This window comes from Kitasatospora sp. NPDC007106 (assembly GCF_040634455.1).
Classification (GTDB): Bacteria; Actinomycetota; Actinomycetes; order Streptomycetales; family Streptomycetaceae; genus Kitasatospora; species Kitasatospora arboriphila.
Window position 1 is genome coordinate 1 of the sequence record NZ_JBEYFP010000156.1, and the last position, 11,371, is coordinate 11,371.

The 11,371-nt window shown below is 74.1% G+C and carries 8 protein-coding genes and 1 pseudogene; 3 read left to right on the plus strand and 6 right to left on the minus strand.

Annotated elements, in window-relative coordinates:
- Nucleotides 1-553, minus strand: a pseudogene (locus ABZ641_RS15575) (hypothetical protein); the annotation flags it as partial.
- Between the two features lie 125 nt (nucleotides 554-678).
- Nucleotides 679-2,754 (minus strand): RICIN domain-containing protein, encoded by a 2,076-nt coding sequence (locus ABZ641_RS15580; protein ID WP_344627862.1) that lies wholly within the window; start codon nucleotides 2,752-2,754, stop codon nucleotides 679-681.
- 234 nt (nucleotides 2,755-2,988) lie between these two features.
- Between ABZ641_RS15580 and ABZ641_RS15585 the strand changes: the two genes are divergently transcribed.
- Nucleotides 2,989-3,774, plus strand: a complete 786-nt coding sequence (locus ABZ641_RS15585) for an arylamine N-acetyltransferase (RefSeq protein ID WP_359982203.1) — start codon at nucleotides 2,989-2,991, stop codon at nucleotides 3,772-3,774.
- Here the strand turns inward: ABZ641_RS15585 and ABZ641_RS15590 are convergent.
- On the minus strand, nucleotides 3,743-4,489 hold the full coding sequence (locus ABZ641_RS15590) for a methyltransferase domain-containing protein (RefSeq protein ID WP_359982205.1): 747 nt from the start codon (nucleotides 4,487-4,489) through the stop codon (nucleotides 3,743-3,745). The genes ABZ641_RS15585 and ABZ641_RS15590 overlap by 32 nt on opposite strands.
- A 165-nt stretch (nucleotides 4,490-4,654) precedes the next feature.
- Here ABZ641_RS15590 and ABZ641_RS15595 point away from each other — a divergent pair, with 165 nt between their 5' ends.
- Together ABZ641_RS15595 and ABZ641_RS15600 are read left to right on the plus strand one after the other, a co-directional pair.
- On the plus strand, nucleotides 4,655-6,160 hold the full coding sequence (locus ABZ641_RS15595; protein WP_344627859.1) for an SDR family NAD(P)-dependent oxidoreductase: 1,506 nt from the start codon (nucleotides 4,655-4,657) through the stop codon (nucleotides 6,158-6,160).
- Nucleotides 6,157-6,639 carry an NUDIX domain-containing protein gene (locus ABZ641_RS15600; protein ID WP_359982206.1) on the plus strand — a complete coding sequence of 161 codons (483 nt, stop codon included), beginning with the start codon at nucleotides 6,157-6,159 and terminating at the stop codon, nucleotides 6,637-6,639. The genes ABZ641_RS15595 and ABZ641_RS15600 overlap by 4 nt, the downstream gene beginning before the upstream one ends.
- 167 nt (nucleotides 6,640-6,806) lie before the next feature.
- On the opposite strand, the gene ABZ641_RS15605 is transcribed toward ABZ641_RS15600, so the two are convergent.
- From ABZ641_RS15605 to ABZ641_RS15615, 3 genes are all read right to left on the minus strand, one after another.
- Nucleotides 6,807-7,553 (minus strand): DUF6348 family protein, encoded by a 747-nt coding sequence (locus ABZ641_RS15605; protein WP_359982208.1) that lies wholly within the window; start codon nucleotides 7,551-7,553, stop codon nucleotides 6,807-6,809.
- Nucleotides 7,554-7,637: 84 nt separating this feature from the next.
- Nucleotides 7,638-9,029 (minus strand): pectate lyase, encoded by a 1,392-nt coding sequence (locus tag ABZ641_RS15610; protein ID WP_359982209.1) that lies wholly within the window; start codon nucleotides 9,027-9,029, stop codon nucleotides 7,638-7,640.
- Between the two features lie 164 nt (nucleotides 9,030-9,193).
- On the minus strand, nucleotides 9,194-11,371 hold a 2,178-nt coding region (locus ABZ641_RS15615), incomplete at its 5' end, for a pectinesterase family protein (RefSeq protein ID WP_359982212.1).

Genomic DNA, 11,371 nt, shown 5'->3' on the forward strand with positions numbered 1-11,371 from the left:
GGCGAAGCAGCACGGCGCCGGCGGCCGCCGCGGCGGCCAGCACGGCGACGACCACCGCCATCCAGGTCCAGGCGCTGTCGGCCTCGGCGGCGGCCGAGGTGCTGCGGATCGGCTCGGCGGAGGCGCTCGGCGCGGGGGCGGTGCCCACCGGGGCCACCGGTCCGCTGCTGGGCGCGGTGCCGGGGACGGCGGTGACGTCGACCTCGGCCTCGCCCCGGCCGAGCGCGGGGAAGCCCGATTCGACGATCACCTTCCAGTGACCGGGCGGCAGTTGGCGGGCGGTGGTGTAGGTGCCGGGCTTGCCGGCGACCGCGACCAGCTGCCAGGGGCCGACCGCGCGGCCGTCCTGGGCGGTGGCGCTCAGGGTTCCGGCGATCTTCTCGTCGACCGGGTCGTGGTCGTTCTCCCAGGTGGCGACGGCGGTGAGGTGCCCGTCGACCAGGCTGGAGACGGTGAAGGCGATGGTGTCGCCGTGGGCACCGGCGGGCTGGGCCGTGCCGAGCACGGTCAGGCCGGTGAGGGCGGCGGCGGTGGCGAGGGTGCGCAGGCGCATGGGGGTGGCTCCTGGTCTGGCCGGCGGGCGCGGGCGCCCGGTGGGACGGGACGGCCCGGTGGGGCGGGAGGGCCCGGTGGGGCGGGAGGGCCGACTCCCGCCCCACCGGGCTCGGGGGCGCCTCGTCAGGAGGCGGCCTGGATGGTCCAGTTCTGGTAGGACTGGCCGCTGGGCTGCTGCAGTTCCAGCAGCCAGCCGCCGTAGTACCAGCGCTTGCTGGTGCCGAGGACGAGCGAGGAGCCCTTGGCGGTCAGCGCGTAGCCGCTGCCGGCGGAGGCGATCTTCCACTGCTGGCTGTCGGCGGACGAGCAGGGCTGCTGCATCACGTACTGGCCGGCGACGGCCTGGCCGCCGATCTGCAGGCACTTGTCGGAGCGGGCGGAGCGGATCTTCAGGTAGCCGTCGCCGGCGTCCTCGAACAGCCACTGCTGGTTGGAGTAGCCGTGCCGCTGGTAGCCGATGAGCACGGCGCCGTCGCGGGTGGAGCCGCCCCACATGTCGGCGGCCTGGCCGGTCAGGCTGTTGATCATCAGGTAGCGGGTGCCGGGCTGGGTCGGCGCGGGGCCGGCCGCCTTGGTGGTGCGGAAGGCGGTGGTGCGGCCGGGCTTGGCGGTCTTGCCGGACTTGTCCTTGACCGCGACGGCGACCTTGTACTCGGTGTCGGGCTTGAGGTTGACCAGGCGGACGACGCTGGAGGTGACGGTCGCGATGGAGCGGCCGTTGACCTGGAGGTCGTAACCGGAGGCGCCGCTGACCGCCGTCCAGCTGAGCACCGCCGAGTTGGTGGTGATCTGGCCGACCGTCACCTTGGGACCGGTGGTCGAGGTCGGGCTGGGGCTCGGGGTGGGCGTCGAGTCGGTCGGGCTCGGGCTGGGCGTCGGCGACTTGGTCGGGTTCGGCGTGGTCGGGCTCGGCGTCGGCGACTTGGTGGGGGTCGGCGTCGGGTTCGGGTTCGGGTTGGTGCCGCCGTTCGCGAACAGGAACTGGTTGTTGGCGATGTTCCAGTGCGTGGTCAGGTAGCTGCCCGGCTGCGGGTCGGTGTTGAAGTAGTCGTCGTGGTTGCAGTCGAGGCGGTCGTCCTCGGCCCGGTTCGGGCAGAGGGTCTGCATCTTCGGGTAGTACGGCGAGTCGGAGTAGCACATGATGTCCCACTCGTCGACGCAGTGCGCGCCCTTGCTGGTGTGCGGGGCGCTGTTGTTGACGGCGCCGAGGTTGTGGCCGAGCTCGTGGGCGGCGGTGGAGCCGCCCCAGCAGCCGTTGTCGGTGCGGCCGTAGGACGGGCCGAAGTTGGACAGGTTGTCCTGGCCGGGACGCTCGTCACCGTTGAAGGTGCCGATGCCGCAGTACACGTTGGCGTCCGCGAAGACCATGTACTTGCGGTCCTTGCGGTTGAAGCCCTGGGCGGCGAGCGCCTTGTTGCTGGCGCCGAACTCCTGCAGGGAGGCCGCGGACAGCTCGACGTTCAGCACCGAGACGGTGCAGTCGGCCTCGGTGACGAAGCGGATGTGCCGGACGCCGCCGGTCTCCTGGGCGCTCGCGTTGTAGATGGTGTCGGTGTCCGACGCCCACTTCTTGAACGAGGCGAGGTACTGCGCGAAGCGGTCGTTGCCCGGGGCGTGGACGTACATCACCTGGACGCGGTTGCCGGTCGAGCCGTCGCCCTCGCAGACCACCTTGGAGCCTTCGGCCGCGGCCCCCGCTCCGGCCGAGGGGGTGCCGGCGGGCGCGGCGGAGCCGCCGAGCGCCTTGCCGGTCTGCAGGTCGAGCACGGGCGGCGCGTCGCTCAGCAGGTCCGCGGCGGACGGTGCGGCGGCCGCGGTCGGGGTGAGGTCGGCGGGCTTCTCGGTGGTCGCGACCACCGGGGCGGTGCTCTTGTGGACGTCGACGCCGCGCGGCGGGGCGTCCGGGCCGTGGGTGCACAGGCCCTGCTCGTTGACCTTGTAGACGCCGACGCACTTGTCACCGCTGGCGGCCGGCACGAGGCCGCCGTACACCAGACCTCGGGTCGGGTCGTCCTTGGGTATGGAGGTCACCGGGGCGGGCGCCTCGTTGTGGAGCGGACCGGCGGCCGGCGAGGGCTCCACCTCCTGCGCGATCACCGCGTCCGCGGAGGTGCGGAGCGGCTTGTCGCCCTCCAGCGCGGAGCCGATGGTGACGGCTCCCGCGATGAGTCCCGCGGTGATGGCGGTTGCGGTGAACATCAGTCCACGGCGATTGCGGCGACGGTGCGACGACGCTTTCCTGTGTGACATGTGTCTCTCCTCGTCGGCCCTCGGTGGGGTGTGGTGCTTGCCGACACCTGGGAGATCCGTGGGACGGGAGGGGATAACAGGAATCCCAAACATTTTTTCGCGGTTGTTTTCCGACGGGACGTCAGGACCGCGACGATCGGCCCGGTTGACGGGCCGTCCGAGTACGGAGGAAGGGGAGGACCGGTGGACGCACGACAGGTGGCCGCCTACCTGGACCGGATCGGCCTGCCGCGGCCGGAGCACGCGGACGCGGCGGCGCTGCGCGCCCTGCAGCTCGCGCACCTGCACGCCGTGCCGTTCGAGACGCTGAGCGTGGCCCGCGGCGAGCCGATCGTGCTGACCGAACGGGCGCTCTGGGAGAAGCTGGTGGAGCGCCGCCGCGGCGGCTTCTGCTACGAGCTCAACGGCGCCTTCGCCGGCCTGCTCACGGCGCTCGGCCACCGGGTGGAGCTGCTCGCCGGGCGGGTGTTCGGCCGGGACGGCCGGCCCGGGCCGCCCTTCGACCACATGGCGCTGCGGGTCCTGCTGGACGAGCCGTGGCTGGTGGACGTCGGCTTCGGTCGGTTCAGCCACCATCCGTTGCGGCTGGACGGGCGCGGCGAGCAGTCCGACCCCGCCGGCCGGTTCACGCTGCGGCCGCACGGCGCGGAGCTGGACGTGCTGATGGACGGCGAGCCGCAGTACCGGCTGGACCTGCGGCCGTACGCGCTGGCCGACTTCGGCCCGACCTGCTGGTGGCAGGCGACCTCGCCCGAGTCGCACTTCACCCGGTCCACCACCTGCTCGCGGCTGACCGGCGAGGGCAGGATCACCCTCGCCGGCACCCGGCTGATCCGCACCGGCGCGGACGGCTCACGCAGCGAGGAGCAGCTGACCGGGGAGCAGGCGCTCGCCGCGTACCGCGAACACTTCGGGATCGAGCTCGACGCGCTGCCGGTCAGCGCACCGCCGCGACCAGGGCGTCACTGACCGAGCGCCAGGCCACCCCGGCCTCGCGGAAGCCGGCCCCGACCAGCCGGGCGGTGTGCCACTCGGCGGGGTGGCTCTCGCCGTCGGCGTGGTCGCCGTGGATCGCGAAACGGGCCGCGACGGCCTCGGCGAGTGCCGGGTCGTCGGCGGCCGCCCGCCACCAGGCGGCCCAGTCGAGGACGCCCTCGGCGCGCTCACGTTCCTGGCGGGCGTGCTGCCGGGCCCGGTCGGCGGCGTTCAGCAGGGGGGTGTCCGGCTGCGGCATGTGGTCGGCGTTGACGAACAGGCCGCCGGGCCGGACCAGCCCCGCGAGGTCGCCGTACAGCCGCACCAGGGCGTCGCTGCCGAGCCAGTGCAGGGCGGTCGAGGTGAGCACCGCGTCGAACGCGCCGCCGTCCGGCAGCAGCTTCGCCCAGCCGGGGTCGTTCAGGTCGGCGGTGACGAGGGTGAGGCGCGGCTCGTGGGCGAAGTGGCCGCGGGCGATCGCGAGCAGCGCGGGGTCGACGTCCACGCCGACCGAGACCGCCCCGGGCAGCCGGGCGAGCAGCCGTGCGCTGATCGAGCCGGTGCCGCAGGCCAGGTCGAGGACGCGCGGCGCCGGGCCGGCCACCGCCTCGACCAGGTCGAGCATCACCCGGAACCGCTCCTCGCGGTCGGGCAGGTACCACTCCTGCTGGCGGTCCCAGCTGCGCTGCCAGTCGTGCCAGGTCGTCATGCCCCACTCCCGTCGGTAACGGCCGGATGAGCTGTTCATCTCTTACGCTAGCGAGGGCAGGTAACCACCACAAGGCAGATGCAGGTATTACTTTTCGCTCCGGCTCGGCAGGCTCCCGTAGCATTCGCCGGTACAGGCGGCACACCGAGGGAAGCAGCAGCAGGCATGACGGCGGGCCCGGACACCCAGACCCAGATCCAGCAGCACGACGAGCAGGACATCGACTTCGGCCCGGGCATCGACCCCGAGCGCCTGGCCCTGTGCCTGGACGTGCTCGCCGAACTCGACACCCTGCACGTGGACCACCCGGACGCGATCACCGTCCGCCAGGCGGTCGGCGGCATCTTCCGCACGCTCAAGCAGCGCCGCCGCCAGGAGACCCGCGCCCGCAAGACCGCCAACGACCGGCTGGTCACCTCGCGGACGGCGACCGGCGCACCCGGCCGGATCGACGACGAGACGGCCGGCGCCTTCGGCCTGACCACCGAGACCACCACCGAGATCGCCGGGATACTCGAGCGCCCCCGCTCCTGCTACACCTGCAAGCAGCGGTACGTCGAGGTCGACGCCTTCTACCACCAGCTGTGCCGCAACTGCGCGGCGCTCAACCACGCCCGCCGCGGCGCCCGCGCCGACCTCACCGGGCGGCGCGCCCTGCTCACCGGCGGCCGCGCCAAGATCGGCATGTACATCGCGCTCTGCCTGCTGCGGGACGGCGCGCACACCACCATCACCACCCGCTTCCCCAACGACGCGATCCGCCGCTTCAAGGCGATGCCGGACAGCGACCGGTGGATCGACCGGCTGAAGATCGTCGGCATCGACCTGCGCGACCCGGCCCAGGTGATGGCGCTGGCCGACGAGGTCGCCGCCGACGGCCCGCTGGACATCCTGATCAACAACGCGGCGCAGACCGTCCGCCGCCCGCCGGAGTCGTACCGCGAGCTGGTGGCCGCCGAGTCGGCCCCGCTGCCGGCCGGTGTACTGCCCCCGTCGACCGTGATCGGGCGCTTCGGCAGCGGCAACGTGGACCTGCCGGCACTGCCCGGCCAGGCCTCCGGCGAGAGCGAGCGGATCAGCGCCGAGGACGTCACCGCCCTCGCCCTGGTCAGCGGCTCCGCCTCGCCGGCCCGGATCGAGGCCGGCACCGCGATCGACGCCGGCGGCCTGGTGCCGGACCTCGCCTCCACCAACAGCTGGGTGCAGACCGTCGACGAGGTCGGCCCGATGGAGCTGCTGGAGGTGCAGCTCTGCAACTCCACCGCGCCGTTCATCCTGATCAGCCGGCTCCGGCCGGTGATGGCCGCCTCCCCCGCGCGGCGCAAGTACATCGTCAACGTCTCCGCCATGGAGGGCGTGTTCAGCCGCGGCTACAAGGGCGCCGGCCACCCGCACACCAACATGGCCAAGGCCGCGCTGAACATGCTCACCCGCACCAGCGCCGAGGAGATGTACCGGACCGACGGCATCCTGATGACCAGCGTCGACACCGGCTGGATCACCGACGAGCGGCCGCACCCCGACAAGATGCGGCTGCACGACGAGGGCTTCCACGCCCCGCTCGACCTGGTCGACGGCGCGGCCCGGGTCTACGACCCGATCGTCCGCGGCGAGCTCGGCGAGGACCTGTACGGCTGCTTCCTCAAGGACTACTCCAAGGCCGCCTGGTGACGGCCATCGGCCCGGTGGCCGGTGGCAGGCAGGCCGGCGGCGGCCCGATCATCGGTGCGGGGGTCATCGTGCCCACCACCGACGGCCGGGTGCTGATCGGACGGCGCACCACCGCGGGCGAGCCGCCGACCTGGAGCCTGCCCGGCGGCAAGGTCGACGGCACCGGCGAGTCCTTCGAGGAGGCCGCCGCCCGTGAACTCGCCGAGGAGACCGGCATCGTGCTGCCCGCGGCCGCGATGCGGGTGCTGGCCGTGCTGCTCGACCACGAGCTCGGACGACCCCGGCTGACCGCGGCCGTCCTCGCCCCGCCGAGCGACGCGCCCGCGGTCGTCACCGAGCCGCACAGCTGCGCGGGTTGGGAGCGGGTCCCGGTGGACGCGCTGCCCGAGCCGATGTTCCACCCGTCCGGGCTGGTGCTGGCCCGCTGGCTGCCCGGTTACCCGGGGCCGGCCGGCGCGCACGTCTACCCGCTGGTCTGAACACCGGGCCGCGCCTTCCCCGGGGCGCGTCCTCGAAGGTCACGGTCACCCCCACGAGGGACGCACGGGGCCCCTGATCGGCGTTCCCGGGCCCGGTCCGGCTGCCCGACCGCCCCGTGAAGCAGGCTCCCGTCCCCTGGACCCGCGGGCGGGACGCCGCCCTCCGGTCAGCCGTCCTGGGGCCGGGTCAGCAGGACGAAGGTCCGGGCGAAGGCGGTGCCCTCGGCGACCCGCGGCCAGTCCAGGGCCAGCAGCGCCTTCGAGGCCACCTCGTGCGGTGCGCCGTTCACCCGCACCTCGGCGCTCTCCCGGCCGGCCCCGCTGCCGAACAGCAGCGACAGACCGGTCGGGCGGTCCCGGTCGAAGCCGTCCGGGAACGCCGGGGCGAGCTGCGGCAGCAGCGGCCGGGCGAGCATCCAGTCCTGGACGGCGCCGTGCCGGTCGCCGGTGCCCCAGCCGGCGATGCCGCCGTGCACGGCGTGCCAGCCGGGCAGCGCGTCCGCGTCGTCCGGGTGCAGGTGGCCGGCGAACCGGCCGTTGTGGGCGAGGAGTTCGAGCAGGGCCAGGCCGGTGGTGGAGGCCCAGACCTCGACCGCGCGGCGCAGCGCGGGCCCGCTGTCGGCCTCGACACCGGCCAGGCAGTCCTGCACCCTGCGCTCCTGCGGCCGTCCGGCGTCCAGCAGGACGGTCAGATCGAGGTGGGCCGGGCCCTCGCCGTGCCGGGCGCCGACCGCGACGGCGGTGCCGCCGGGGCCGGTGACCAGGGAGCCGTCGACCGTCCAGGTGTCGCCGCCGAGTTCCGTCAACCGTTCGGCCACCGCGGCGAGGACGGCCTGCTCGGAGAGCAGGGCGGTGTCGCCCGGCTGCCTGCGGGTGGCCGCGCCGGAGCCGCGCCACCAAGATCCCAACCCCATGGCGGACACCGTATCGGCGCGGCCGCCCCGGCCGCCACAGGAACGCCGAACGCGTCCGTGCGGCCGCCGGGGCGGGCCCGGGGGTCAGGGCTTGTAGGTCACATCGCCGGGCGTGTAGCGGCAGTTGGTGCCGTCCGGGCCGCTGCCCGCCTCCTTGGGCTCGCCCGAGGTGACGCCGGTGTAGCGCTGGCAGACGGTGATCTTCCGGCTGCTGTCGCCGACCACGGTGAGCCGGGTGATCGTGGCGGTGTCGCCCAGGTTGGCGTTGATGCCGACGATCTTCTTGCCGGGCGCGGTGGCGATCACGTTGTCGATCACCACGTGGCGGGGGTACTGCGTCTTGCAGTTGCCGCAGGAGCGGTAGAGCTTGCCGAAGTCCTCCACCCGGAAGTTCCTGACGACGAAGGTGCCGGGGCCGTTGTGCTGGAAGACCTTGTCGGCCGCGCCGCGCGCGCCGCCGCCGTCCACGGTCATCACCTGGGAGGCGGAGGTGCCCTTGAAGGTGGCGGCGTCCTCGCCGACGTTCTCCCACCAGACGTTGCGCAGGGTGCAGCTGCCGCTGCAGTGCACGCCGTCGGCGGCCGGGTCGCCGAGGATCACGTTCTGCAGCACGGCGCCGTCGGCGAGTTCGAACATGGCGGGCTGGTTCTCGGACTGGCTGCCGCTGCCCAGCGCGCCCTTGCCGACGTAGCGGCGGCCGCCGCCGTCGAAAAGCTTGGCGACCTTCTGGGTGGCGGCCAGCGGCACGTCGGCGCCCTGCGGGGTCGGCCAGGCCGGGATCGCCGTGCCGGTGCCGCCCGTCGCGGTGGCGGTCGGGGCGGGCGTGGCCGTCGCGGTGGGCTTCGCGGTGGCGGTGGGCTTCGCGGTGGCGGTGGGCTTCGGGGTGGCCGTGGCCGTGGTGGTCGGGGTGCTCGCGGTGGGGGCCGGGGTGGCGGCGGCGGGCTTGAAGGTCCAGCGTTTGGCGGGCGCCGAGTCGCAGGAGTTCTGCTGCACCGGGGTGCCGGCCGCGGTCGAACCGTCCTTCACCGCCAGGCACTTGCCGCTGGCGGCGTTGACCACCCGGTGGCCGCCCTCGACGGCCGTCAGGGTCCAGCGCTGGGAGGCGGCCGCCGGGTCGCAGTCCTCCGTCTGGACGGCGGCGCCGGCGCCCGTCCTGGCGTCCCGGACGCCCGCACAGCGGCCGCCGGCGGTCTCGACCAGCCGGTAGCCGCTGCCGTCGGCGGTCAGCCGCCAGGTCTCGCCGCCCGCGCCGCAGTCCTGCTGGACCAGTTGGGTGCCGGCGGCCGGGGCGGGCGCCTGCAGGCAGAGTCCGCCGGCGGCGCTCACCAGGGTGTAGGAGGACCCGGCCGCCGGGGCGGGGGCGGCGGCGTCCGCGCCCGCCCACAGGCCGCCCGCGATGCCGGCGGCCAGCAGGGCGGCCGTGCCGCCGAGGGCCGCGATCCTGCCGCGCTTGGGGCGTATCGCTCGCTTGCTCACGTCTCATGACTCCTTGGCAACTACCGGTACGGGGAGGGGACGTGTCCCGGCATCGACGGGCCGTCCCGACAGCGGGGCCGACGGTCCGCCGTCCTGCTGTCCGACTCCCTGTTGCCGCCGCCCGCGGGGAGGTTGCCGCGGGCGGCGGGTTTTCTTCCTGCGGGTCAGCCGACCGGGTTCCAGCCGTCGGTGCCGGCCAGGTAGGCGCGCGCCGTGTGGGAGGCGGCCTGAGCGGCGGTCAGCTGCGGGCGGTCCGCGCCGGCGCCGGCCCCGGGCCCGGTGTTGGCGTACTCGGCGAAGCGGGCGGACCGCCAGGAGTACCCGTGCATGTCCGTCCACGGCGCCTTCTTGACCGCCGCGGGCAGCACGGTGTTGCGGACGACGAACTGCCCGACCGCGGTCGGCCCGGTGCGCCAGGGCCGGCCGAGGTGGAAGGTGCCGGGCGCGGCGGTGCTGCTGATCGTGCTGTCGGTGACGAGGATCCCGTACGGCTTCGCGGCGTCGGTGTCGGGCGCGGCGAGGTAGCCGTTGCTGCCGCCGGCGGCGGCGCCGCGGTCCCGCAGGGTGATGTTCACGTGGTCGTAGACGGCGGTCGCGTTGCCGAAGAGGAAGTCCACGTCGCCCGCGACGAAGCAGTGGCGGAAGTACTGCCGGTACTGGCCGGTGGCGGCGGGCGCCCAGTTGAGGACGGTGTCCTGGTGGCCGATGAAGCGGGAGTTCAGGTACTGCTGGCGGTCGCCGCGGGCGGCCAGGGCGACGGCCTGGGTGGCGGTGGTGCCCGGGTGGGCGGACCGCTCGAAGGTGTTCTGCACGGTGAGGCCGGTGACGGTGGTGCCGTCGGCGGAGACGGTGAGGGTGGCGCTGCCCTCGGTGCCGTAGGTGCCGCCGCCGGGCTTCGGGGTGCCGGCCGCGTTGTCGTACGCGAGGACGACGTCCTCGGCGTTGCCGGTGGCGCCCTTGAGCGTCAGGCCCTTCTTGGCGGCCGGGACGTTCACCGTCTCGCGGTAGGTGCCGCGGGCGATCAGCACGGTGTCCCCGGGTGCGGCGGCGTCGACCGCGGACTGCACAGTCCGGTGCGCGGCGGAGCCGTCCGCGGCGACCGTCAGGACCCGGCCGGTGGCCGGGGCGGCGGTGCCGTTCTCGGTGAGCACGCCGGCGCCGGCCTGCTTCGGCAGCCGGTCCGGCAGCGCGGCGGCGGGCTCCAGCCCGGCGGAGAGGGCCGGCCGCCAGGAGGCGGTCGGCCTGATCTTCTTGGTGTTGGCGGCGTTGTACGCGGCGACCAGGTCGGCCGCCGCGCCGTCGACCAGGTTGCCCCTGCCCGCGAACGCCCCGGTGCCGTCGCCGCTGAGCAGTTGGGAGACCTTCCGGTCGGCCGACAGCCGCCAGTGGTTGTTCTCCGCCACGATCTGCGCGCCGGCCCGGGAGTTGACGCTGTAGCCGTGCGCGTAGCCGTCGAGCGGCGCGGTGTCGTAGTAGTTGTCGTAGAGGTGGATCTGCCCGACCCGGGCGAGCGGGGCGCGCTGCACGACGCCCTGGAAGACGTTGTGGTGCAGGGTGACCCGCAGTCCGGTGTCCTTGTCGCTGCTGCCGATCAGCATCGTCTTGTCGTGGTCGGCGAAGCGGTTGTAGGAGGCGGTCACCAGGTCGGAGCCGTTGGTGATGTCCAGCGCGCCGTCGTGGACCTGGTACTCGCGGCCGAACCGGGTCGGGTTGGCCGCGTCGAGGTGGGGCGCGTCGGAGAAGGTGTCGTGGTCGATCCAGACGTGCGTGGCACCGCGCAGCGAGACGGCGTCGTAGGCCGAGTTCCAGTTGCCGGTCGGGCCGTCCGTCGGGTCCCACTGCGGGAAGCAGTCGCGGACGTCGGTGAGGGCGAGGTTGCGGACGATCACGTCCTGGGCGTTCTTCACCGTCAGGTTGCCGCCGGTGATCCCGGCGCCGGTGCCCGGCACGCCGACGATCGTGGTGTGCGAGGGGACGCCGAGGACGACCCGGGCGGCCTGCCTGGCCTGCGCGGCCCGGCGGGCGTCCTCCTGTCGGCCGGAGGGCAGCTTCGTCCGGCCCCAGACGGCGGGGTCGTAGGCCTTGGCGTACGCGGCGTCCGAATAGCCGGTGCCGGCCGCGTAGTCGGCGCAGCCGAGCGCCCGGCCGGTGTCGTCGGTGTTGGCGTCGATCACGCCCTTGACCCGGATGATCCGAGGTGCGCCCGCGGGCCCGGCGGCCAGTGCCTTCGCCAACTCGGCGCGGGTGGTGACGGTGAAGGTGTGTGCGGCGTCCGCCGAGCGGCCGCCCGTCGTCCCGGCGCCCTCCGCCGCCCAGCCGTCCCGGGCGGGCAGGACGGCGTG